Below are 22,311 nucleotides of genomic sequence, written 5' to 3'. Positions count from 1 at the left end.
TTATGCGTAAATTTCTAAAAAGTTTTTAAAGATTTGATGACCGTGCTCACTTAAAATGGATTCAGGATGGAACTGCACGCCCTCGACAGGCAATGTCTTATGTTTCACACCCATAATTTCTTCCATGGAGCCATCTTCTTCATTGGTCCAGCAGGTCACTTCCAGACATTCTGGCAACGTCGCCTGATCAATCACCAGAGAGTGATAGCGCGTTGCAGAAAACGGACTAGGCAGATTGCTGAAAATACCTTTATTGCTGTGATACATGTCCGATAAGCGGCCATGCATGACTTTTTTGGCACGAATCACATCTCCACCAAAAGCTTGACCAATACTTTGATGCCCCAGGCACACCCCCAATAAAGGGATTTTGCCGGCAAAGTGCTGAATCGCAGGAATGGAGATGCCTGCTTCGCTTGGTGAACAGGGGCCAGGACCAATGACAAGATATTTTGGTTGCCATCGCTCAATATCTTCCAAGGTCACGGCATCATTACGGACTACTTTTACTTCCTGATTTAACTCGCCAAAATACTGCACGATGTTATAGGTAAAAGAGTCGTAGTTGTCGATCATTAAAAGCATGAGCTAACCTATTGAAATTTGCGCACGTATATGTGCTCGAATAGTCCAAGAATACTCACATGATTTGGATGTTTACTTCGTCGTGCAATTTAAACGCAAGGCAGTAAAACAGCTAAAAAATGGAGTGGCAATAATGATAGCAAAAAATAATCATTTTCTGCTGAACTATTTCTATGATAATGATTTTAGTGAAAATCACTACATGAGAATAAGCTGATTTATTTGCATTTTATGATGCAGAAAACTCATTGAAGATGAGGTTAATAATGGCATGCCATTTTGAAAATACGCTACAACCAAAATACTCATTTCAGGGCTTAATATAAGATAATTAATTTATTTTTGTAATAAACTATCTATAAGTAAGTATTATGTTGGTTGAATTTTCATCATTGAAGTTTGGCTTCATAAAAGTACATAAAATTGTGCTGATAAGAATTTGTATATTGTCACCAAAATAGCGCAGAGTGTTTCATGACTTTGATCGTTTGAAATATTTTTAACTTGTATGCTAGAAAAATAAAAAATAGATAAATAATAATAAGATAGTATTTATTTTTGATTTAAACGAGGTTGACCATCAAATTGAAAACGCGGAATATATTTAATAATAAAATCATCAACATGATAGAGAATAAATTATTAAGAATTTATTTTAAACGAAACTGTTGAATATTCAGGCAAACAGCAAGTAAAACCAGGTTGTTACATAGAGTAAAAAATAAATTCGCACCAATTTGATACACTGAAAGCCGCTTTTCAAGTAAATGTGATTATGAGTGTTTGAATATGGTGCATTTACATTTGTACACAGTATAATAGCGACAAAGCAAAAAGCTTAAATCTTCTATTCTGATAAAGAATTCAGTATTTTATCTTTGCTTTTAAAAAGTTGGTACGAGAATTGCTTTATAGACACCAACTACTAACACGCACTTAGCAGGTGCAACAAAAAATCATCGGAGCAAAATGAGCATGGCGAACAAGGTCCTTCAACTCATCCAAGAAAGTAGCGCAAAATGGGTCGATTTTCGCTTTACTGATACTAAGGGTAAAGAGCAACACGTAACTTACCCAGCGGACAGTATTGACGAAGATACATTTGAAGACGGTAAAATGTTTGATGGGTCTTCAATTGCAGGCTGGAAAGGTATCGAAGCGTCAGACATGATCCTTCGTCCAGATGCTGAAACAGGTTTTATCGACCCGTTCTTCGCAGAACCTACAGTTGTCGTGACTTGTGACGTAATCGAGCCATCAACTGGCCAAGGTTATGAACGTGACCCACGCTCTATTGCTCGCCGTGCAGAAGAATACTTAAAATCTACAGGTATCGGTGATACTGCATTCTTTGGCCCAGAACCAGAATTCTTCGTATTTGACGAAGTGAAATGGGACATCGACATGTCTGGCGCGCGCCACACATTGATCGCTGAAGAAGCTGCTTGGTCTACTGGTAAAGACTATGAATCAGGTAACTCTGGTCACCGTCCACGCGTAAAAGGCGGTTACTTCCCAGTTCCTCCTGTTGATTCTTCACATGACATGCGTGCTGATATGTGTGCGCGTATCGAAGACATCATGGGCCCAGGTCGTGTAGAAGTACATCACCACGAAGTTGCATCTTGCCAGCTTGAAATTGGTGTGAGCTTCAACACGATGGTTCGTAAAGCGGACGAAGTTCAACAGTTCAAATATGCAGTTTGGAACGTTGCGCACCAATACGCTAAAACAGCAACCTTTATGCCTAAACCAATGGTTGGCGATAACGGTTCTGGTATGCATGTTCATATGTCAATCTCTAAAGATGGCAAGAACCTGTTCGCTGGTGATGAATATGCAGGCTTGTCAGAAATGGCGTTGTACTTCATTGGCGGTGTGATTAAACATGCTCGTTCATTGAATGCAATCACAAACCCTTCTACAAACTCGTACAAGCGTTTAGTGCCGCACTTCGAAGCTCCGATTATGCTTGCTTACTCAGCGCGTAACCGTTCTGCATCTATCCGTATTCCTTACGTGTCTAGCCCTAAAGGCAAACGTATCGAAGCGCGTTTCCCTGATCCAATGATGAACCCGTACTTAGGTTTCGCAGCATTGTTGATGGCTGGTCTTGACGGTATTCAAAACAAGATCCACCCAGGTGAAGCTGCTGACAAGAACTTGTATGATCTTCCTCCTGAAGAAGAAGCGAAAATTCCTACAGTTGCGCACAGCCTAGATATGGCGCTTGAAGCTCTAGCTGCTGACCACGACTACTTGCTAAAAGGCGGCGTGTTCACTAAAGAAATGATCGACGCTTATATCGAATTGAAAACTGAAGAAGTACGCCGTTTGAATACAACTACTCACCCAGTTGAATTCGACATGTACTACAGCTTGTAATTCTTTTTAGAGTTTAAAGCTTTAAAAAACCCGCGCATGTCGCGGGTTTTTTTGTATCATCTGTTTATATCAATGAATATTAGATAACTTATATGGCACAGCGTAAAAAGCACACCAGCTTCTATCCCTGGATTGATCCACAAGATCATGATAAAGGGTTTAAACTCAACTTTTCTGAAGTGACCTATATTGAGGTAGGCCGTACGGTAGAAGGTTATAAACAGGCCGAATTTGTGGCGCTTAAAAATCCCGAACTGGCTTTGGATTATGATTATCCCAAAAGTTTTTATTTAAGTGCAGAAGGCTTCATTCTGGTAAAAACGCCCCAGGGGAAATTTGAAGTAATTGCCAAGACGGATAACTGTTAATTTCCTTTATAAATGTGATCGAACAAAGCGTAAATCACTTGATAATACCTCGCCTTTGACAACATCTTTTATAAATTACGTTAGAATCAATCATCTTAAATAGAGCTGTGGGTTTATGCAGAACAAGCGAGCATATAAAATACAGGATATGCAGATTCCTGCTGAATTACGCACGTGGTTATATGCATCTGGTTCTCTGACTCAGCAACTGACTGATTTAGCCGCTGGTAGTTTTAAAGTAGAACCGATTCAAGAGCATTTTCAGCGCTTGAGTTTTAGCGATGCAAAATGGATGCAGATGCCCTATCAGCATACCTCATGGGTACGTGAAAGCTATTTATATGGCTGTGAAGCCCAGCCTTGGGTCAAGGCAAAAAGTATTTTTCCAATATTAAGCTTGCAAGGTCGGGCAAGGCTTTTTAAGCATATCGGTAAAAAGCCGATTGGCTGGTTCTTGTTTCAACGTACCAATCCAGATTGTGAGCGCCGGGTAATTTTACTGGAAGAAGGCTGGACGCGGCAAAGTTGCTATACTTGGCATGGTTGTAAGTTTATTGTGCAAGAGACTTTTTTGCCTGCATTTGAACAGTTTATTCAACCCGATATTTCACCATAAAATATTTAAACAGAAATTTGCTTAAGGACAGTCATGGACATTGTGCAGCATCCAACATGGCGGGAGCGCTTAGCAGCGTATTACTATTTATGCCGTTTCGATAAGCCAATTGGTACAGAGTTGGTGTTTTGGCCGACCATGTGGGCATTGTGGATTGCCAACCAAGGCATACCAGATTTAAAAGTTCTAATCCTAATGATTCTGGGTGTGATTTTTATGCGTGCCGCGGGGTGTGCCATCAATGACTTTGCTGACCGTAAAGTCGATGGTGCTGTGGCCAGAACCAAAGATCGTCCTTTAGCCACCGGTGTAATCAAGCCAATTGAAGCCATCTGGGTATTTTTAATTCTGGTTGCTGCAAGTGCGGCGCTCTTGTTGTTTTTGCCCATAGAAACCTTTTACTGGTCATTTGGGGCGTTGTTGCTCGCATTTATTTATCCGTTTATGAAACGCTATACCCACTTGCCACAGGTGTTTTTGGGAGCGGCATTTTCCTGGTCTATTCCAATGGCCTATACCGCAGTAGGGCAGACGCCGGATTTAACCTGCTGGCTGCTGTATTTTGGCAATCTGGCATGGACGGTGGCTTATGACACGCAGTATGCAATTACAGACCGTGAATATGACTTAAAGATTGAGGTGAAATCTACAGCGATTTTATTTGGAAAATACGATATTGAAATTATTTCCTTGCTGCAACTGAGCAGTATTGTATTGATTGCCAGCGCGCTGTATTTAGAAAACCTGTTGATGCCATTTGGTCTGATTGCGCTGCTAGCGGTGGCTGCCGATTTTATCTATCAATGGAGCAAAACTCATGATCGTGATCCGCAGCGCTGCTTCTGGGCATTCCGTCATAATCGCTGGGTAGGGCTGATGATATTTATAGGGATTGCACTGGCCTTGTTTTAAACATCAGGCTTTAATCTTTAATTTATAAAAGCATCGTAGAATGATGCTTTTTTTATGTCTGCCTAAATTCAATCAAATAGTAAAAGGATGGGATTAAAAATGGATGTAAATGCAAACTTTCGGTATATTGAACCATGTTTTTATTGAAGAACATGAATAGGTATTGTAGATGACCCAGCCTGAAAAGAAGACCAGTCCCAAGAAGATGATCTTGTTCGCCAGTTTGGGTTTATTGATTCCGATTTTTCTGGTGAGCATGGCTTACTTGGCGGTAAATAGTGATCAGAAGAATCAGGAAAAATATAAACAACAGCAAGCTGAAATGTTAGAGCGTATCAAAGCGCGTGAAGCAGCGGAAAAATCGGCTTCAGAAGCGGTGACGGCCTCATCTGAACAGCAAGAAAATAAATAACCTGTATATTGAAAATTTAGCTACCAATCAGGTGGCTTTTTATTGACTGGATTAATTTAAAATATCTTTTCTTAAGTGATTAGAGCTAGGAATGTCTGTATAGCGATAGACTTGGTAGCCTGCTTCATTCAACATCGCATCCCGTTCGGCATCTTCCTGTTCTTTGCCTATATGACTGGGATCATCCAATTCAATAATGGCGACCACTTCGAGCTTTTGATTCAGTAAAACAAAGTCGGTGACTTTGCGATTGAACTTGTTGCGGATCTTAAAATTATTGTTGGTGATTAAAGCACTAAACGCGACTTGAGCCAGAATATGATGTTGGGGGAAGGTTTCTTTTAGTCGAATGAACATCTTGCTTTCAAATTGGGTGATCACACGTTTCGGAAAAAACTTTTGACGTGGTTTGAATAGTTGCTGAAAAACAAGGGTCAGCAAGGCCAGGGTAGCGATGCAACCAATAAGAAAAAAAGTGGCTTGACTTGAATAGAACACAGTAAGATCTTGATATAAGAAAAGACCCACTCAATAGAGTGGGTCTTTAGAATTTGGCTCTCCAACCTGGGCTCGAACCAGGGACCTGCGGATTAACAGTCCGTCGCTCTACCGACTGAGCTATTGGAGAATCTGATACGCATTCTATGTATCTAAGCTGAAGGGGTCAAGGGTTTATGCCTAAAAAAGCCAGGAAAATGAATCGAATGTTTTAAAAATAAACTTATCGGGGATTATTTAAGTGATTTTATTAAATTTATATAAGTTTCTTTGCTTTGTAATGGGGAGGCTTGCCGACATTCGTTGATCAGTTTCATTAGCTCGGCTTGAGTGAGCTCGGGTTTGAGTTGCTGCTGAATGTGTTTTAAAACTTCCGGGTTCTTTTGCGGTAAATGACCGGTGCAATGAAACAGGCGTTCATACATGAGTGCAGAAGCCTGCTTTTTATTTTCAGAATTTTGACTGCATTGAAATACGGCGAACATAACAATAATCAAAATAATCCAGAAAATGAGGGATTTTAACTAGGTTGCATTCATAGCAGTGGATTAGAATATTTTTATTAGAATGAACATAACCAAATTTTAAGAAGTGAGCAATAGATAGGGGAATGATCTACTTTTTTAATAAAAAGATATTATTCCAGAGCACAAATCAAAAGTGTGAGTTATGCGAGATGGGCAAAGAAATTTGGAGAATAAAAAAAAGCCCCCTTCATGATGAATGGGCTTTTTAGAATCTTGGCTCTTCCACCTGGGCTCGAACCAGGGACCTGCGGATTAACAGTCCGTCGCTCTACCGACTGAGCTATGGAAGAATAGATGGCTCTCCAACCTGGGCTCGAACCAGGGACCTGCGGATTAACAGTCCGTCGCTCTACCGACTGAGCTATTGGAGAATCTGAAGCGCATTTTAGGGATGAAAACTGAAGTCGTCAACCAGATAATGTAAAGAAATGAATCATTTGCTTTATAAATATTCATTTAAGCATTAAAAATAAAAAAACCACCCTTAAAGGGTGGTTTTTTATGCAATAAATAAAATTTATTTCAAATTTTATTTTTCTACACCAGCTTCTTGGCCAGCATATTTTGCATTAGCATAATCCCAGTTCACTAGGCTTTCTAGGAAAGTAGAGATATATTTAGGACGAGCATTACGGTAGTCGATGTAGTAAGCATGTTCCCAAACGTCAATCGTCAACACTGCAATTTTACCGTGTGCCATTGGCGTATCAGCATTTGAAGTTTTCATGATTGAAAGCTGGCCGTTTACTTCGTCAGCCACTAACCAAGCCCAACCTGAACCGAATTGAGTGGTTGCAGCAGCAGCAAATTCTTCAGCAAATTTTTCGTAAGAACCAAAAGCTTCGTCAATTTTTGCAGCCAAAGTACCAGTTGCTTTACCGCCGCCGTTTTTAGCCATACAGTTCCAGTAGAACGTGTGGTTCCAAACTTGAGCAGCGTTGTTGAATACGCCCACTTTAGCAGCATCACCAGCAGTTGCTGTAATAATTTCTTCTAGAGTTTTGCCTTCAAGCTCAGTACCAGCGATCAGGTTATTCAGGTTAACCACATACGTATTGTGGTGTTTGTCATGATGGTATTCTAAAGTTTCTTTGCTGATGTGTGGGGCAAGATCTTCGTAGCCATAAGGTAATGCTGGTAAAGTAATGGTTGTCATGTTTTCAATTCCTTGCATTTTGCTGGGTTTTAACAATAAGTGGCTTTATTGTAATAGATAATCGGGCAGAAATGGGCATCGTGTATAAATAACAATACAGAATAAAGCCTGAAAATATATGAATAAAGCCGCTGATCATAACCGTCAGTCGAATTAAATCGGATTGTTTAATTCGAAGTAACTATACTCAATATCGAACTGTTCTGAAATAGCTTTTGCCAGGCGTTGTACGCCATAACGCTCGGTTGCATGATGCCCGCAAGCATAATAGTGAACATTCAATTCTTTCGCTTCGTAAAAAGTACGTTCACTGACTTCACCAGAAATATACGCATCACAATTTTGCTCAGCCGCTTTGCCAATAAAATCTTGTGCACCACCGGTACAGAAACCGATTTTCTGGATTGATGTTTTATCGGCAGGAAGATGAATGGCATTAAAATCTAAACGCTGAGACACATACAGCTTAAATTCTGCAGCAGACACAGGTTGTTTTAAATAACCAATATTGCCAATCGGGTTGCGTTCGCTTGGGTCTAAGGCTTCAATATTTTCTAATGCTAATAGATCGGCAATTGCCGCATTATTACCTAAAGTGGGGTGGCTATCTAATGGTAAGTGATAGCCCACTAGCGAGATATCATGCTGAATCAGACTTTTGATACGTTTACCGCGCATGCCGGTAATCGGGTAGGGTTCCCCTTTCCAGAAATAGCCGTGATGGACCAACAGCATATCCGCATTTTGTTCAATTGCTGCCTCAATAGCATCCTGAGATGCGGTAACAGCACACAAAATTTTATTGATGTCCGGTCTGCCTTCTATTTGCAAGCCATTTGGTGCATAGTCTTTAAATTCGTGTGATTTCAGGGTTTGATCACACCACTGAATAATCTGGTTGAGCTTTGCCATAAATTTCCCAAAAGCCTCTATATTTAAGGTCATCAAAACATAGTTTGAATTGTAACTAAAGCAGCACAAAACTCTGAATTATTTTTATGTTTCCTGCTGTATTTCATTTTACAATGGCAGATAAATTACTTAGTCATCAACGAATTAAAATATTGTTAGAGGAAATTAACGTGCGCCGCACCTTTACATGGTTACCTTGGGTTTTACTTATTTTGGTCACTCTCGGTTTTCTTGTTTGGCAACATTCCCAGAAGCCACAAGCCCCTGTGGCGTCTGACGGTATAAAGATGCCCAGAGAAAAAGTCGAGCCTTTAGTCAATACCAACAGAGCAGGTGCGGTCGAGTCTTATAGTACTGCTGTGAAGGTGGCTGCTCCTGCGGTGGTGAATATTTTTACTACCCAGAAAGTGAACAAAGCAGAGCATCCCTTGTTAAATGATCCTGCATTTCGTGAATTTTTTGGTGATCAGGCCCCTGAACAATTTGATCAGGAACAAAATGAAAACAGCCTGGGTTCAGGTGTTATTGTTCGTTCAGATGGTTATATTTTAACTAACAACCATGTGATTGCTCAGGCTGAACAGATTGTAGTGGGCTTGAATGATGGACGTCGTGCAGTGGCTAAAGTGATTGGTACAGACCCGGATTCTGATCTTGCTGTGATTAAGATCGAACTCGACAAACTGCCGGTTTTGCCATTTAAACTCAGTGGCAATGAAGTCGGAGACGTGGTGCTGGCGATTGGTAACCCGTTCGGTGTAGGGCAAACGGTGACACAGGGGATTATTTCTGCCACCAACCGTTCAGATTTGGGTATTAATACCTATGAGGACTTCATTCAAACCGATGCAGCGATTAATCCAGGGAACTCGGGTGGAGCGCTGATTGACGTGGCGGGTAATCTGATTGGTGTGAATACGGCCATTTTCTCTCAATCAGGCGGTTCACTGGGGATTGGTTTTGCCATTCCTGCGAAAGTGTGTCAGCAAATTCTGAATTCAATTCTGAAAGACGGCCGTGTGGTTCGTGGCTGGTTGGGCATTAGCCTTATGCCAGTGCAACAGGACAATATTCTTGAACCTAAGCAGAATGGTGTAGTCGTTGCAGATGTGCTTCCTCATGGTCCGGCAGCCAAGGCGGGAATTAAAAAGGGTGATAAAATTATTCAGGTTAATGGGGAACCCATTACTTCTGCTTCTCACTTGATTAATTATGTAGCCTTGCAAGCGCCGAACAGCACCATCAAAGTTGAAGTGGTTCGAGATGAGAAACCATTAAGCCTGAATGTGGTCGTGGCTGAACGTAAAGCACAGAATAATAATTCACAATATATTCCTTTACCTCAGCAATAAAACGATTGTGATATTTATCCAGCTTTAAATGGGTAAACGAATCAAAAGCGCATTTCGGTGCGCTTTTTTTATGGCTTATTCTGTTTCACTATAAATTTTCAAAAATAGCTTAAAAATTCATGATGATGAATAGTATGACTTGGTTGTGATATACAACTTGGTATTAGATCGATACTTACAGGTTAGATTTAAAAAAGGGAAATTAGGATGGTTAATTTAGCGAATGATTTAAACAGTTATAAATTATTCAGGCAAAAAAAAAGCCCGCTTTAATGCTGCGGGCTTTTTTGTATTTGGCTCTCCAACCTGGGCTCGAACCAGGGACCTGCGGATTAACAGTCCGTCGCTCTACCGACTGAGCTATTGGAGAATCTGCATGCGATTATAAGGGGATTTTACAGGGGGTCAAGCTAAAAGTGTCACGATTCCTTAATTTTCATGCTGTATGCTTTTAATTTAAGCAACTAAATCAAAAATGTTAAAAAAACTTGCACAGCCAAAACCGGCTTGTTAGATTAAATGCATAACAGAGCGTTTGAATGAAAGTTCAAACAGTGTGGATTTAAACCAACTTGCCAGCACTAAAATGGCTAAACAGGAGAAAGCGAATGCATACGCTGACGATTGCCGAAATTTTTTCAAATTTATCTTTTTATCAAGACAATTACCTTTCTATTATTCAAGATCCAGAGCGTTATCAAACAGCTGTTGAAGATGCGTTTATTCAAGTCTGGCCTGTAGGTACTCAAGCCTTATATCTGGGGGACTTGCTACAGCTATGGTTTAGCGATAAATGGCTGATTAACTCACCCTGTCAATTACTTCTCGATAGCTATTCCAATGGTCCTAAACAACCTTTGCAACGTGATCATGACCTGTATTTATATCAATTGAATGGCAGTGCCTTAACTGGACGAAATAACTCTAAAGTCTGGTCGGTATCGGAACAGAAGAAGCTCTCGGTTTCACTGGATAGCGTGTTCAAGTACCTATGTATCTATAAAGGGACTTCGCGTCCAGAAATTGATTTCCCGGCATTAACGAAATCATTTAAATCAGCGATATAGATCCAAACAAACTGGAGAGCTCAAGTAAAATACTTGAGCTCTTTGTGCATCATGATTTTAAAACGTGAATCAAGCCTCAACGCAGAATCATGCACGTTGCCGTAGCATGTGCGTAAAGCTTACCTTCATCATCGACAATTTTGCCTTCAGAAATCCCCAGATTTTTACTGATGTTAATGACGGTGCCTAAAGCAAGCAGTTCTTGATCTTTGGGGATAGGTCGGCACATTTTTATATTTAAATCGATAGTGCCATAACCGACGCCTGCTTCCAGCATGCTGTGGACGGCACAGCCAGTCACTGAATCCAGCACGGTTGCTGCAAAACCGCCATGTACGCCACCTAAGGGGTTTAAGTGACGGCTATCCGCTTTCACTTTGAAGCGAATAGTACCTTCAGTCACTTCATAGGGTTGCATCGGCATGGTTTCACTGATACTTGCAGGTGGAATCTTTCCTGCACACATGGCTTGTAACAGTTGCAGTCCGGTCATTTCTTTGGGATTCATTCTACTTATTTCCTTATTGATACCTTTATTTATTCATCAGTTCCAAAAAGGAAGCTAGATTTCAATTAAGCAAAATTTAACCATGTCGTCAACACTCAGCTTTGAGTGAATTCAGGTAAAATGCATGAGCATGCTAGATGTTGTGGTAACCGGTAATACTCACATTGAGTCAAAAGGTATGGCTGTAAAAATCATTTTCATTTGATTTGAAGCCTATCTTCATCTATTGAAATGGCGAATAAGATAACTTGATAAGATAATTGTTTTAAAATTCTTTAATAACACTTATACAGAGATGAATTTGTCCTTTATATATAAAAGAAACAATATTTTAAATATTTTTGCTCAGCATTAATGTCATCAAGGAAATAATAATGAATGGATCCTGTTTATGCGGTAAAACTAAGTTTCAAGCAGAATTAAAAAATCATGATGTACACGCCTGCCACTGTTCCATGTGCCGTCAGCAGTCCAGTGGTGTAATGATGAGTGTGGATATAGAGCCAGACAGTTTAAAGTTTGAAGATCGGCAATATTTAACGCTATTTCAATCTTCTGAATGGGGAGAGCGCGGTTTTTGCAGTCGCTGCGGCACCTTGCTTTTCTGGCGTACCCAAGAGGGCAGTTATTGTAACATTAATGTCTTTGCCATGCAGGAACAGCCGAAAGATTTAAAATTGACTACAGAAATTTATATTGATCATAAGCCCGATTTTTACCAGTTTAAATATTCTACAGAGCAGCTCACTGAGGCTGATGTGATCGCATTGTTTTCTAAAGATAAAGAAGAAAAATAATTCGTGCATTCATATTTCCACAATTTAATCATGTGTATTTCTTATAAATTGAATCAGTAAATTTCTATAGATTTAAATAGTTAGATTAGCTATATCTGAAGCATGCTGTTGATAGGGATGCTCAACCATGCTGTTTAAAATCATGATTGCCATGTTGGCTTTTGCTGCCAATTCGGTGTTATGCCGTTTGGCGTTGACGGATCAATATATTGATCCAATGAGCTTTAGCCTGATACGTGTCTGTAGTGGCGCTGCCGTTTTATTGTTGCTTTATCTATTTTCTACAGAAAAAGCCAAAATTGAGTGGAATATTAAAAACGGTTTTTTCCTGGCGCTGTATATCGTGGCCTTTTCATTGGCTTATCTACATATAGATGCAGGCGTTGGCGCACTACTGTTATTTGGCACGGTACAGCTCAGCATGGTCGGTTATGGTTTGTGGCATGGTGAAAAAATTAATATTCAGCGTGGTACAGGGTTGGGCATCGCAATTCTTGGTATTTTTATTCTCTTGCTTCCGGGCACAGCTGCACCTAATTTTGTTTATGCAGCCATGATGGTGCTTTCAGGAATAGGCTGGGCCATGTACAGCATTGCGGGCAAGAATATGCAAAGCCCGTTGGCAAGTAGCTTGGCCAATTTTGTGCTGGCGATTCCTTTTGTCTTGCTGGCTTATGCCGCGTTTTATACGAAAAGCTTTGTACAGCCTCAAGGTGTACTTTTAGCTGTACTCTCGGGCGGTTTGGCCTCAAGCGGTGCCTATGTGCTGTGGTATGTCATTGTGAAACAGATTGACCGTGTGACAGCCAGCAGTGTACAGCTCTCTGTGCCGTGTTTAGCTATTTTGGGGGGTGTTCTATTTATTGGCGAAGCGCTTAGCTGGAGAATTATCATTGCTACGGTGATTGTTTTGGCGGGAATCGCACTGGTTGTTTTAGATAAGTCTGGGTCAAACTCAGCAGTTAAAGTGAAATCATAATTGAAAATTTTAGCTATTTTTAGTGTGGTCTATAATTCTTTGCATCTGAAAATATAAAAAACCCGCGAAAATCGCGGGTTTTTTAAAATCTTACTTTAGAAAAAGCAGATTATTTTTCAGCAGCAATTGAAGCAATCGCAGCGTCAACGCCTTCGATTGAGTCAGCCGCTTTCTTGATACGTGCTAACGCATCTACAAGCACTTCATCAGCAGTTGCATAAGAAATACGCATGTAACCGCCTAGACCGAATGCATCACCAGGAACAACGGCAACACCAGTTTCTTCCAATAACCATGCGGAGAATTCAGTGCAAGATTTTAAGCCTTTAGCACGAATTAACGGTTTGATGTTTGCGTATGCATAGAATGCACCATCAGCAGGTAGGCAAGTAATACCGTTGATGTCGTTTAAGCCTTTTACAACCAAGTCATGACGGCGTTTGAATGCTTCAATCATTGGCTCAAGAACGTCTTGAGGGCCGTTCAATGCAGCTTCAGCAGCAACTTGCGAAATAGAAGTTGGGTTTGAAGTCGATTGAGACTGGATTTTTTTCATTGCGCCAATCAGTTTAGCAGGACCCGCTGCGTAGCCAATACGCCAGCCAGTCATTGCATAGGCTTTAGATACACCGTTAAGTACGATTACGCGGTCGTAAAGGTCTGGAGCAACAGTTGCGATGTTGTAGAACTCATCATCCCAACGGATTGGTTCGTACATGTCATCAGATGCCACTAGAACTTCTGGGTATTTACGAAGCACTTCAGCCAAAGCTTCTAGCTCAGCTTTGGTATAGATCATACCAGTCGGGTTAGATGGGCTGTTTAATACCACTAAACGCGTTTTGTCAGTGATTGCAGCTTCTAATTGTTCAGGTGTGATTTTGAAACGTTGTTCTTCACCACATTTCACAACAACTGGAACGCCTTCAGCGATGATCACCATATCTGGATAGCTAACCCAATAAGGCGCAGGGATGATCACTTCATCACCTTTGTTTAACAAGGCAAGTGCCAAGTTAAAGAATGACTGTTTACCACCGCAAGAAACCAGGATCTGGTTTGCTGCATAGTCAAGATTATTGTCGCGTTTAAATTTCGCGATAATCGCTTTTTTAAGACCTGGAGTACCGTCAACAGCGGTGTATTTAGTGAAACCGTTGTTAATAGCAGTAATTGCTGCATCTTTGATGTGTTGTGGGGTGTCAAAATCTGGTTCACCTGCACCCAAGCCAATTACGTTTTTACCAGCAGCTTTAAGTTCAGCAGCTTTATTGGTAACAGCAAGTGTAGGGGACGGTTTGATGGCATTTACACGATCAGAGAGACGTACGTCCACGGCAGTATTCCTTCTTATAGGGATTAAAAAATAAAAAAGCACACTATCTTAGCTTAAATTGCGCCAAAAAGGGGAGTTCGAATTTAGTAATATCAGAAAAAAGTATTTAATCCGGTTGAGAGAACCAAGTAATAACGATAAATAATTGAGGGGTTTAGTTTGAATAAAATGACAGAAAATGATTAAAAAATGAAAGTAAAAAGGAATCATTGAATGTGAATGGCTAAGTGAAAAAGAACACTACAATTAGATGATCCTCGATTTAATTGTAGTGTGTGACTTTACCAAGTTTTCAACAAGGCATAAAAACCAGACATTAATAGGCGTAATTCAGGTCGGTGTAATCATTTAATGATTTTTGCAGATGTGTGCTAATAAATTCATGTACATCGGCAGTCGTCATCGGCTGACCTTGTTTGGTAATGACGTGTTCAATCGGTTGCTGACCTTGAGCAGTAATGGTGTAAACGAAATTACGCGTCACTTTATAGCCGTCTTCATCTTTTACAATGCAGGTCACATAACGGTACTGATGCTCAAAATTTAAATCAGTATGTGCAAATACAAACTGATCAAATAATTTCATGTTTTGACCGTTTGCCAAGGCCTTAAGTTCTTCCACAATGTTGGCGCTAAATTTCATGCCATAGCGTTCAGAGATAGGTTGGTGATCAATCAGGAGTGAAACGGTGTCATCATCATTTTGAGTTACGGTGACATTGCTAAAATCGGACATGAACATCTCTGTGGTAAGTTGGACTGGGCTTCAGTATGTGGAAAATAGTCTAAAAATCAATTGAGTTTGGTACAGATTTTCAGCAAAAGGTTTAAATAAAGATGACTTCAAATAAAAATGGCTACAACAGGTGCAGCCATTTCAAAGCATCCGGATGGAGCTTATTGATTAAAGCGAGACAGATCTTCTTCAGGACGGGCAGTCAATATTTCAACACCAGTTTTAGTCACTAACAGAGTGTGTTCATATTGCGCTGACAAACTGTGGTCTTTGGTCACCACTGTCCATTTGTCACCTAAAAGTTTAGTTTTCCAGTCGCCGCCATTCACCATTGGTTCGATGGTAAAGGTCATGCCTTCTTCCAGAACCATACCGGTATTCGGTTGACCATAATGCAGAACTTGCGGTTCGTCATGGAACACGGTACCAATACCATGACCGCAATATTCACGTACAACACCAAAACGTTCTGATTCAACATATTTTTGAATGGCATTGCCAATATCACCAATGGTAGAGCCCGGTTTTACAGTGGCAATACCGCGATACATGGCTTCTTGCGCCACTTTACATAAACGGTCAGCTAAAATTGAAGTTTCACCACCGACGATATACATCATGTTGGTGTCGCCGTGATAGCCATCTTTAATCACAGTCACATCAATGTTTAAAATGTCACCTTTTTTCAAAATTTTGCTTGCAGAGGGAATACCGTGACAAACCACATGGTTGACTGAAGTACAAATGACATGCTGGAAAGCAGGGCGACCCGGCGCTGCACCATAGCCTAGGCAAGCAGGAATTGCCTCTTGTTTGTTGACAATATAATCGTGACAAATCGTATCCAATTCCAGCGTAGATACGCCCGGTTTGATATGCGGTTTGATCATATCCAAAACTTCTGCCGCCAGTCGACCCGCCACACGCATTTTTTCAATTTCTTCAGTAGTTTTGATTAAACGGCGGGGAGCTTCGTAAGTACTGTTCATGATCTTTAAAAACTTTTGGAAATTTGTGTGTGACTATGGTATAAATAGCCGCCCATTTTATCAAATGCTTTTTCGTGAAGAAATTTCACGGGCATTGTGCGATGGGGCAACAAAATCCGCACATATATCGACACATTTCTCTGGGTGCCCTTTGGGGTGGAGAATGCGGGTATATGGAGGCCTAACCCAAACTTTAAGGTAAAGAAAATGGCAGATTACAACGTAAGCATGCGCGACCTTCTTCAAGCTGGCGCTCACTTCGGTCACCAAACTCGTTTCTGGAATCCAAAGATGCGCGAATACATCTTTGGTGCGCGTAACAAAATTCACATCATCAACCTTGAACACACTGTTCCTGCGTTAAATGATGCTTTGAACTTTGTTAACAATCTTGCTAGCAAAAAGAACAAAGTATTGTTCGTTGGTACTAAACGTGCTGCTTCTAACATCATTCGTGAACAAGCTCAACGCGCTGGTCAACCATATGTAGACCACCGCTGGTTAGGTGGTATGTTGACGAACTGGAAAACACTTCGCCAATCTATCAACCGTTTAAAAGATCTTCAAACTCAATCTACTGACGGTACTTTCGCTAAACTTACTAAACGTGAAGCTTTAGAACGTACTCGTGAAATGGAAAAACTTGAACGTGCTTTAGGCGGCGTTAAAAACATGGGTGGTTTACCTGACGCATTATTCGTAATTGACGTTGACCACGAATCAATCGCGATTAAAGAAGCTAAAAACCTTGGTATTCCTGTAATCGGTATCGTTGATACAAACTCTAACCCAGACAATGTAGATTACGTTATTCCTGGTAACGACGATGCGATCCGTGCAGTTACACTTTATGCTTCTGCTATGGCTGATGCGATTCTTGCTGGTAAAGAATATGCTCAATCACAAGCAAATGCTCAAGCTAAAGGCGAAGAAGCTGCTAAAGAAGCTCCAGAGGCTTAATGCGTTTTGACGCAGAATTGTCATTTTTGCGACATGTAATCGTGGCAAATTAAGCGTCAAGAAAGCAAAACGGCCCAGAGAACACTTTGGGCCGTTTTTGTTGAACAGATTCATTTTCTACCGTATTTAGGAGAATAACATGACTGCAGTTACTGCCAGCATGGTAAAAGAATTGCGTGACCGTACTGGTCTAGCAATGATGGAATGTAAAAAAGCATTAACAGAAGCGAACGGTGACATCGAATTAGCGATTGACAACCTTCGTAAATCTGGTCAAGCAAAAGCAGCTAAAAAAGCTGGTAACATTGCTGCTGACGGTGCAATTACAATTGCTCAAGAAGGCAACAAAGCTATTCTTTTAGAAGTAAACTGCCAAACTGACTTCGTTGCTAAAGACGAAAACTTTGCTGGTTTCTCTGCTAAAGTTGCTGCTGCTGCGCTTGCTGCAAATGAAACTGACGCTGCTAAAATCGCTGAATTGAAACTTGAAGATGGTTCAACTGTTGAAGAAGCGCGTATTGCTCTTGTTCAAAAAATCGGTGAGAACATCCAAGTACGTCGTGCGAAAATTGTTGAAGGTGAAAACCTTGCAGTTTACAAACACGGTTTAAAAATCGGTGTTGTTGTGTCTTATGCAGGTGATGCTGCGACTGGTAAAGGTATTGCAATGCACGTTGCTGCGTTCAACCCAGTTGCTGTAACTGCTGAAGGCGTATCTGCTGATCTTATCGCTAAAGAAAAAGAAATTGCTGAAGCGAAAGCATTAGAATCAGGTAAACCTGCAAACATCGTTGAAAAAATGGTAACTGGTTCAGTTGAAAAATACTTGAACGAAGTTGTTCTTGAGCGTCAAATGTACGTAATTGACAACGATAAGAAAGTTGCTGACGTTCTTAAATCAACTGGTACTACAGTTGCTCAATTCGTTCGCTTCGAAGTAGGTGAAGGTATTGAGAAGAAAGCAGAAATGAGCTTCGCTGAAGAAGTTGCTGCTGCTCAAGCTGCTGCGAAATAATATTAGCTTAATTTTTTAAGTTAAATTGTTTTGAAAAAGCCCCATTTGGGGCTTTTTTTATGATCATGGTTTTTATAAAAAAGTTAAATTTTAAGGAATAATAAAATGACCAATAAAACCAATATCGGGATTGGTGCAGTTATTGTTGTATTAATAGCAGCATATTTCGGAATTGATTTAAAAGAACAGCAAAGTCTTAGCCATCATTTGCTTAACAACCCAAACACGAAGATTGAAACTTTATCGAAAATCCCATCTTACCCCACTTCTGTAGCTTCGAGCTCATTAAATTTAGCCGTTCAAACTGATGATGAAAAAATTCAACAGGCATTTCGACAGCAAAAAAGTGATATTCAAGTTCAATCCAGTGGGCGAGTGAAAGCTATTTTGCCTGATGATAATAACGGTTCACGTCATCAAAAATTTATTCTGGAACTGAATCATGGGCAGACGGTTTTGGTTGCACATAATATTGATTTAAGTCCGCGCCTGGATGACTTAAAACAGGATGAAATTATCCAATTTTATGGTGAATATGAATATAGTCAGCAAGGTGGAGTGATCCACTGGACTCATCGTGATCCACAACAAAGACATGCAGATGGTTGGTTGAAATATAAAGGAAGAACCTATCAATAAAGGTTCATTGAAAGACAAAAATGATGATGGTGCCTAAATCGCTATCATTTGCGATTTTTGGCGTTTTTTCCATTTAGGTATCAATTTACCTAGATAGGCATCCATGCACCATACGGGGCCAATGAGGAGGAATTGGAGGTCTTTAAAGAAAGAAGGCTTTTTACCTTCGACTTTATGCCCGTAAAATTGCCCAATCCAGGCCAAAACAAAAACTGCGATATAGAATCCGATGCCTACAGGTAAGATAAAAATAAGCCATGCCATGACAACGAGTAGAGCCGCCATTGCAACAGCAAGGACCAGATCGAGACGTGCATAAAAAATAAAAGTTAAGACCAGTATCAGGACAGTGAATAACGCACTGAAATGAGCAAGAATTCCAATGATTGAAAACAAAATTGCGGGTACACAAACCCAATGAATGGCTTTGTTGGCTTTGTCTTGATGACTCTCGCTATATTCATTTAGCCATTCGTTTATTGTTTTCATTATCCACTCCAGTTGGATGAGGAATCTATAGAGTTATTTTTAGTTAAATGAAATATAGACCAGAACCAGAAGTGGGTCAAAACTCAATCATCATGATTTGTAACCAATCTTTCAGATAATTTATAAGATGTTATAGGTTGTTGGTATTTTATTGCCAGCAGTGGTTTCTGCAGTAAGAATAGGGCATAAGTAAAGAGGAATACGGCATAACTAAATTAAGCCTGCTTTTTGAGAAGAATTAAAAAAGCCACTAAGGAGTGGCTTTGAAGTCAAATGTATTAGGAGGCTAGCATCAGCTTATGAATTGGGACCATCGACACGTTCAATATTTACTTTCGCAGTACCTGCATTAGTAATACCTAATTGTTTTGCAGCACCATAAGATAAATCTAGAACTCGGTTGCCATGGAATGGACCACGGTCATTTACTTTTACAACAACGCTTTTACCATTGTTTTTATTGGTTACGCGAATATAGCAGTTCAATGGCAGGCTACGATGAGCTGCGGTCATGGCATTCATATCGAATGTTTCACCACTTGCTGTTTTACGGCCATGGAATTGGCGACCGTACCAAGAGGCTGCACCTGTTTGGCTAAATTTACGAACTGTATTTGATGCAACAGTATTGAGTTTTTCAATCACTGAAGGCTCGTCTTCAGGAATTTCAATTTTTGCTGCAATAGTTTGACGACGGATTTTATCGCCAGAACGCTCAGTGATTGAAAGACTGTTTAGATTTGAAAAGTGCGAATTAAATTTTTGAGCATCTTTGTTTAGCACACGAGTGGCTAAGCGAGAGTTGTCATTATCCGTATTGAATGATGACTGAACCAATTCTGCTTGAGACTGACTCAGGGCAAAAGTGGTGGTTAACGCTAAAATATACTTAATCGATGAATGCATTATTAAACTCCTAAAGACTACTGCTTTTTATTTCAATTAAGCGATTGAAATGCAAGCGATCTAGTCTGTTAATTCTCTTTTGCAACTACATTTGACGAGATGGATAATATTCATGCCAAGCTAAAGCTGTCTACTTTTTAATTAAAATAATTACAAAAAGAACAGAAATACACCGTTTTTCGATCAAAATATAACCAATATTGTAACATTATGTTTAAAAGGCCCATTTAGTGAGCAATTTTGTAAAAAAAAATCTTGACTTTATTATTTTTTGGTAAAAACCAGTCTTAACGACTGGCGATTTCAGTCCCTAATTGCCATACAGCTGTGGCATACATTCGACTCTTGTTATAGGTGGTAATGACCTGAAAATTTGGATAGGTAATATAGTAAATAGGGCCATAACTATCTTGAAGTTGAATAATATTTACCATATCCAGATCATCAATCTTCACCAATGGATTTGTAGGTGTAATGCGCTGATTTTTTAAAGCACCATAAGGGGTTGGCTGCTCTAAATCTTTGGCAATAATTGAAGTGGGAATATTGCCGGTATAGCGGGCAGCAAAGCCGATGGGCTGATTACGTTGCCATCCGTGTTGGGCTAAATAATTGGCAATAGAACCGATGGCATCTACAGCAGAACCTCTTAAGTCAATATGTCCATTAGAATCATAGTCCACACCCATTTTGGTAATGTTGCTCGGCATGAATTGAGGATAACCAATTGCGCCCGCATAAGAACCTACTACCGAGCTGGCCGGTACTCCATCTTTATAGGTCCAGGCAATCAGTGCAGCGAGCTCATCCTGAAAGTATTGAGCCCGGCGTTCATAGCCAAAGCCTAAGGTCGCCAAGGCATCACGGGTGATAAAATTGCCTTTATTGGCCCCAAAACCGGTTTCTACCCCTAAAATACCTAAGATGACCGCTTGAGGTACCCCAAACTGCTGTTCAGCACGGTTTAAGGTGTCGGCATATTGAGTTTTGAAACGTACCCCACGTTGAATGGTGCTTTCAGCCATAAAATTGGTTTTATATTCATACCAGGGCTTACTTTCACCAGGGCGGTTCATGATATTAATAATATTCGGCAGGTTTTTTGAACCATTCATGGCCCAGTCGACCTGTTCTGCACTCAAGCCATAAGTTTGCATGGTTTTTTGTTTAAAGCTGTTATAGCTAGGATGGCTGTAGAAATCGTTGGCTTGACAGAAACTGGTGATGGAAAGTGCACCGAGAAGTAAAGGAAGACGTTTAATGCTGTTATAAAAGTTGATACTTAACATATTACTCAAAGTTCCAAAAACATAATCAGTGTGTGTAAATCGACATCACGACGCTAAAAGACGGCATTACAAATATAATTGCCGAAAATCCATCTCATGAAAGATAACGGAATTTTTCAAACGCTTAAGATAGCATTGACCGAGGCTGTATCGACAAGTCCATATACAAAAAAAGACAAAGAGCGTTGCTTTGTGCATAAATCTGTTTATTTGAGACCGGTGTTTTGAGCTGTACTTTGCGTTCTCATCAGAAGGTTCATAAATTAAAGATATCTCTGCTTTAGCTAATCAAGCCAGATTCTTTACATCGTTCGCAATGATACGGTTTATCTAGGCTGGGGATAAGAAATTTCATAGCGATTTTGCTTTTCAGGCGCTGTTTGTTTGAAAAAGCATCAGGATTTTTTTGTCCGCTTGGACGGGAAATAAGTTGCAAATAAATCATCGCATATTTGCCCATGAGGTAAATTCATGTTCTGTTATGGTTCTTTGTGTCAAATCGGCAAAAAATCTATTTGAAGGCAAAATCTGACTAGATTTTTAATTCTATAGCTGCCTTTAAAAATTCAAAAAAATCCCTGCCAGCCAATAAGCATATCAGTTCATCTAGTGAATTTTTTCTTGATTTTTATGGCTATAAATAAGATGAAAAGAGAGACAAAATTTAGAACCAAAAAAATAGTATAAAAAAGTCCATCAGGTCAGATTTAATTTTCCTCATCACTTTATATAGGAACTTCTTGTTAGATAGAAATTATTCACATAAAAGTGGAAGAAGGCTAGAGAATGATGAATGGGGTGTTCCTAAAATTCATGGAATAGACCGTAAACCTGATCAATATAAATACCTATAAAAATAGTAGTGCTTGCTCATTATT

The 22,311-nt window shown here is 40.0% G+C and carries 24 protein-coding genes and 4 tRNA genes; 12 read left to right on the top strand and 16 right to left on the bottom strand.

Going from position 1 to position 22,311, the window contains the following annotated elements; genetic code table 11:
- Entirely contained in the window at positions 1–585 is a 585-nt protein-coding gene (locus B4C48_RS10045) for an anthranilate synthase component II (RefSeq protein ID WP_131273239.1), read from the bottom strand.
- Positions 586–1,554: 969 nt separating this feature from the next.
- On the opposite strand from B4C48_RS10045, the gene glnA reads away from it, so the two are divergent.
- The 5 genes from glnA to B4C48_RS10020 all read left to right on the top strand — a co-directional run bounded on the left by glnA (position 1,555) and on the right by B4C48_RS10020 (position 5,278).
- Positions 1,555–2,970: a type I glutamate--ammonia ligase gene (gene glnA / locus B4C48_RS10040; RefSeq protein ID WP_291356076.1), complete on the top strand. Its 1,416-nt coding sequence runs from the start codon at positions 1,555–1,557 to the stop codon at positions 2,968–2,970.
- Between the two features lie 92 nt (positions 2,971–3,062).
- Positions 3,063–3,338 (top strand): hypothetical protein, encoded by a 276-nt coding sequence (locus tag B4C48_RS10035; RefSeq protein ID WP_291356074.1) that lies wholly within the window; start codon positions 3,063–3,065, stop codon positions 3,336–3,338.
- A gap of 115 nt (positions 3,339–3,453) precedes the next feature.
- Positions 3,454–3,954, top strand: a complete 501-nt coding sequence (locus B4C48_RS10030; protein WP_291356072.1) for a chorismate--pyruvate lyase family protein — start codon at positions 3,454–3,456, stop codon at positions 3,952–3,954.
- A gap of 33 nt (positions 3,955–3,987) precedes the next feature.
- Entirely contained in the window at positions 3,988–4,866 is an 879-nt protein-coding gene (gene ubiA, locus B4C48_RS10025; RefSeq protein ID WP_291356070.1) for a 4-hydroxybenzoate octaprenyltransferase, read from the top strand.
- A 169-nt stretch (positions 4,867–5,035) separates the two neighbouring features.
- A complete protein-coding gene (locus B4C48_RS10020; RefSeq protein WP_291356068.1) occupies positions 5,036–5,278 on the top strand; it encodes a hypothetical protein in 243 nt (80 codons plus the stop codon).
- Between the two features lie 51 nt (positions 5,279–5,329).
- Here the strand turns inward: B4C48_RS10020 and B4C48_RS10015 are convergent, their stop codons facing one another.
- The 7 genes from B4C48_RS10015 to B4C48_RS09985 form a co-directional block, all read right to left on the bottom strand.
- Positions 5,330–5,776: a DUF2726 domain-containing protein gene (locus tag B4C48_RS10015; protein WP_291356066.1), complete on the bottom strand. Its 447-nt coding sequence runs from the start codon at positions 5,774–5,776 to the stop codon at positions 5,330–5,332.
- A gap of 54 nt (positions 5,777–5,830) precedes the next feature.
- A tRNA-Asn gene (locus tag B4C48_RS10010) sits at positions 5,831–5,906 on the bottom strand.
- 103 nt (positions 5,907–6,009) lie between these two features.
- Positions 6,010–6,261, bottom strand: a complete 252-nt coding sequence (locus B4C48_RS10005; RefSeq protein WP_291356064.1) for a hypothetical protein — start codon at positions 6,259–6,261, stop codon at positions 6,010–6,012.
- A gap of 256 nt (positions 6,262–6,517) precedes the next feature.
- Positions 6,518–6,593: transfer RNA gene (locus B4C48_RS10000), tRNA-Asn, on the bottom strand.
- Between the two features lie 5 nt (positions 6,594–6,598).
- Positions 6,599–6,674 (bottom strand) — tRNA-Asn (locus tag B4C48_RS09995).
- 158 nt (positions 6,675–6,832) lie between these two features.
- Positions 6,833–7,459, bottom strand: coding sequence for a superoxide dismutase (locus B4C48_RS09990; protein WP_291356062.1), 627 nt, complete (start codon positions 7,457–7,459; stop codon positions 6,833–6,835).
- Between the two features lie 153 nt (positions 7,460–7,612).
- Positions 7,613–8,371, bottom strand: a complete 759-nt coding sequence (locus B4C48_RS09985; RefSeq protein WP_291356060.1) for a Nif3-like dinuclear metal center hexameric protein — start codon at positions 8,369–8,371, stop codon at positions 7,613–7,615.
- 170 nt (positions 8,372–8,541) lie between these two features.
- Between B4C48_RS09985 and B4C48_RS09980 the strand changes: the two genes are divergently transcribed.
- Entirely contained in the window at positions 8,542–9,723 is a 1,182-nt protein-coding gene (locus tag B4C48_RS09980) for a S1C family serine protease (RefSeq protein ID WP_291356058.1), read from the top strand.
- Positions 9,724–10,017: 294 nt separating this feature from the next.
- Here B4C48_RS09980 and B4C48_RS09975 read toward each other — a convergent pair.
- Positions 10,018–10,093: transfer RNA gene (locus B4C48_RS09975), tRNA-Asn, on the bottom strand.
- 238 nt (positions 10,094–10,331) lie between these two features.
- Here B4C48_RS09975 and B4C48_RS09970 point away from each other — a divergent pair.
- Positions 10,332–10,790, top strand: coding sequence for a hypothetical protein (locus tag B4C48_RS09970; RefSeq protein ID WP_291356056.1), 459 nt, complete (start codon positions 10,332–10,334; stop codon positions 10,788–10,790).
- Positions 10,791–10,866: 76 nt separating this feature from the next.
- On the opposite strand, the gene B4C48_RS09965 is transcribed toward B4C48_RS09970, so the two are convergent.
- The gene (locus B4C48_RS09965; RefSeq protein ID WP_291356054.1) at positions 10,867–11,298 is read right to left on the bottom strand and encodes a PaaI family thioesterase; all 432 of its coding nucleotides are present in this window, start codon (positions 11,296–11,298) and stop codon (positions 10,867–10,869) included.
- Between the two features lie 374 nt (positions 11,299–11,672).
- Here B4C48_RS09965 and B4C48_RS09960 point away from each other — a divergent pair, with 374 nt between their 5' ends.
- A complete protein-coding gene (locus tag B4C48_RS09960; protein ID WP_291356052.1) occupies positions 11,673–12,095 on the top strand; it encodes a GFA family protein in 423 nt (140 codons plus the stop codon).
- Between the two features lie 127 nt (positions 12,096–12,222).
- Complete coding sequence (locus B4C48_RS09955; RefSeq protein WP_291356050.1) at positions 12,223–13,074, top strand: DMT family transporter; 852 nt, start codon at positions 12,223–12,225, stop codon at positions 13,072–13,074.
- Between the two features lie 109 nt (positions 13,075–13,183).
- On the opposite strand, the gene B4C48_RS09950 is transcribed toward B4C48_RS09955, so the two are convergent.
- The 3 genes from B4C48_RS09950 to map form a co-directional block, all read right to left on the bottom strand.
- Positions 13,184–14,410 carry a pyridoxal phosphate-dependent aminotransferase gene (locus B4C48_RS09950; protein WP_291356048.1) on the bottom strand — a complete coding sequence of 409 codons (1,227 nt, stop codon included), beginning with the start codon at positions 14,408–14,410 and terminating at the stop codon, positions 13,184–13,186.
- A 316-nt stretch (positions 14,411–14,726) separates the two neighbouring features.
- Positions 14,727–15,146: a hypothetical protein gene (locus B4C48_RS09945; protein ID WP_291356046.1), complete on the bottom strand. Its 420-nt coding sequence runs from the start codon at positions 15,144–15,146 to the stop codon at positions 14,727–14,729.
- A gap of 161 nt (positions 15,147–15,307) precedes the next feature.
- Positions 15,308–16,135 carry a type I methionyl aminopeptidase gene (gene map, locus B4C48_RS09940; RefSeq protein ID WP_291356044.1) on the bottom strand — a complete coding sequence of 276 codons (828 nt, stop codon included), beginning with the start codon at positions 16,133–16,135 and terminating at the stop codon, positions 15,308–15,310.
- 207 nt (positions 16,136–16,342) lie between these two features.
- Here map and rpsB point away from each other — a divergent pair, with 207 nt between their 5' ends.
- From rpsB to B4C48_RS09925, 3 genes are all read left to right on the top strand, one after another.
- Positions 16,343–17,095, top strand: a complete 753-nt coding sequence (rpsB, locus tag B4C48_RS09935; RefSeq protein ID WP_086175302.1) for a 30S ribosomal protein S2 — start codon at positions 16,343–16,345, stop codon at positions 17,093–17,095.
- A 139-nt stretch (positions 17,096–17,234) separates the two neighbouring features.
- Positions 17,235–18,110 (top strand): translation elongation factor Ts, encoded by an 876-nt coding sequence (gene tsf, locus B4C48_RS09930; RefSeq protein ID WP_291356041.1) that lies wholly within the window; start codon positions 17,235–17,237, stop codon positions 18,108–18,110.
- A gap of 105 nt (positions 18,111–18,215) precedes the next feature.
- On the top strand, positions 18,216–18,749 hold the full coding sequence (locus B4C48_RS09925; RefSeq protein ID WP_291356039.1) for a DUF3465 domain-containing protein: 534 nt from the start codon (positions 18,216–18,218) through the stop codon (positions 18,747–18,749).
- Positions 18,750–18,782: 33 nt separating this feature from the next.
- Here B4C48_RS09925 and B4C48_RS09920 read toward each other — a convergent pair whose 3' ends face one another.
- The 3 genes from B4C48_RS09920 to mltB all read right to left on the bottom strand — a co-directional run bounded on the left by B4C48_RS09920 (position 18,783) and on the right by mltB (position 21,433).
- Positions 18,783–19,238, bottom strand: coding sequence for a DUF962 domain-containing protein (locus tag B4C48_RS09920; protein ID WP_291356037.1), 456 nt, complete (start codon positions 19,236–19,238; stop codon positions 18,783–18,785).
- A 297-nt stretch (positions 19,239–19,535) separates the two neighbouring features.
- On the bottom strand, positions 19,536–20,144 hold the full coding sequence (locus B4C48_RS09915; protein WP_291356035.1) for a septal ring lytic transglycosylase RlpA family protein: 609 nt from the start codon (positions 20,142–20,144) through the stop codon (positions 19,536–19,538).
- Positions 20,145–20,431: 287 nt separating this feature from the next.
- The gene (mltB, locus tag B4C48_RS09910; protein WP_291356034.1) at positions 20,432–21,433 is read right to left on the bottom strand and encodes a lytic murein transglycosylase B; all 1,002 of its coding nucleotides are present in this window, start codon (positions 21,431–21,433) and stop codon (positions 20,432–20,434) included.
- Between the last annotated feature and the right edge of the window lie 878 nt (positions 21,434–22,311).

It is taken from the genome of Acinetobacter sp. UBA3106, assembly GCA_002365595.1.
Taxonomy (GTDB): domain Bacteria; phylum Pseudomonadota; class Gammaproteobacteria; order Pseudomonadales; family Moraxellaceae; genus Acinetobacter.
This window is presented reverse-complemented; position numbering and strand designations above follow the sequence as displayed.

What these genes read in the sequence shown, in the direction of transcription:
- B4C48_RS10045 (WP_131273239.1), bottom strand. Translation starts at nt 585, where the DNA reads ATGCTTTTAATGATCGACAACTACGACTCTTTTACCTATAACATCGTG.
- glnA (WP_291356076.1), top strand. Translation starts at nt 1,555, where the DNA reads ATGAGCATGGCGAACAAGGTCCTTCAACTCATCCAAGAAAGTAGCGCA.
- B4C48_RS10035 (WP_291356074.1), top strand. Translation starts at nt 3,063, where the DNA reads ATGGCACAGCGTAAAAAGCACACCAGCTTCTATCCCTGGATTGATCCA.
- B4C48_RS10030 (WP_291356072.1), top strand. Translation starts at nt 3,454, where the DNA reads ATGCAGAACAAGCGAGCATATAAAATACAGGATATGCAGATTCCTGCT.
- ubiA (WP_291356070.1), top strand. Translation starts at nt 3,988, where the DNA reads ATGGACATTGTGCAGCATCCAACATGGCGGGAGCGCTTAGCAGCGTAT.
- B4C48_RS10020 (WP_291356068.1), top strand. Translation starts at nt 5,036, where the DNA reads ATGACCCAGCCTGAAAAGAAGACCAGTCCCAAGAAGATGATCTTGTTC.
- B4C48_RS10005 (WP_291356064.1), bottom strand. Translation starts at nt 6,261, where the DNA reads ATGTTCGCCGTATTTCAATGCAGTCAAAATTCTGAAAATAAAAAGCAG.
- B4C48_RS09990 (WP_291356062.1), bottom strand. Translation starts at nt 7,459, where the DNA reads ATGACAACCATTACTTTACCAGCATTACCTTATGGCTACGAAGATCTT.
- B4C48_RS09985 (WP_291356060.1), bottom strand. Translation starts at nt 8,371, where the DNA reads ATGGCAAAGCTCAACCAGATTATTCAGTGGTGTGATCAAACCCTGAAA.
- B4C48_RS09970 (WP_291356056.1), top strand. Translation starts at nt 10,332, where the DNA reads ATGCATACGCTGACGATTGCCGAAATTTTTTCAAATTTATCTTTTTAT.
- B4C48_RS09965 (WP_291356054.1), bottom strand. Translation starts at nt 11,298, where the DNA reads ATGAATCCCAAAGAAATGACCGGACTGCAACTGTTACAAGCCATGTGT.
- B4C48_RS09960 (WP_291356052.1), top strand. Translation starts at nt 11,673, where the DNA reads ATGAATGGATCCTGTTTATGCGGTAAAACTAAGTTTCAAGCAGAATTA.
- B4C48_RS09955 (WP_291356050.1), top strand. Translation starts at nt 12,223, where the DNA reads ATGCTGTTTAAAATCATGATTGCCATGTTGGCTTTTGCTGCCAATTCG.
- B4C48_RS09945 (WP_291356046.1), bottom strand. Translation starts at nt 15,146, where the DNA reads ATGTCCGATTTTAGCAATGTCACCGTAACTCAAAATGATGATGACACC.
- map (WP_291356044.1), bottom strand. Translation starts at nt 16,135, where the DNA reads ATGAACAGTACTTACGAAGCTCCCCGCCGTTTAATCAAAACTACTGAA.
- rpsB (WP_086175302.1), top strand. Translation starts at nt 16,343, where the DNA reads ATGGCAGATTACAACGTAAGCATGCGCGACCTTCTTCAAGCTGGCGCT.
- tsf (WP_291356041.1), top strand. Translation starts at nt 17,235, where the DNA reads ATGACTGCAGTTACTGCCAGCATGGTAAAAGAATTGCGTGACCGTACT.
- B4C48_RS09925 (WP_291356039.1), top strand. Translation starts at nt 18,216, where the DNA reads ATGACCAATAAAACCAATATCGGGATTGGTGCAGTTATTGTTGTATTA.
- B4C48_RS09920 (WP_291356037.1), bottom strand. Translation starts at nt 19,238, where the DNA reads ATGAAAACAATAAACGAATGGCTAAATGAATATAGCGAGAGTCATCAA.
- B4C48_RS09915 (WP_291356035.1), bottom strand. Translation starts at nt 20,144, where the DNA reads ATGCATTCATCGATTAAGTATATTTTAGCGTTAACCACCACTTTTGCC.
- mltB (WP_291356034.1), bottom strand. Translation starts at nt 21,433, where the DNA reads ATGTTAAGTATCAACTTTTATAACAGCATTAAACGTCTTCCTTTACTT.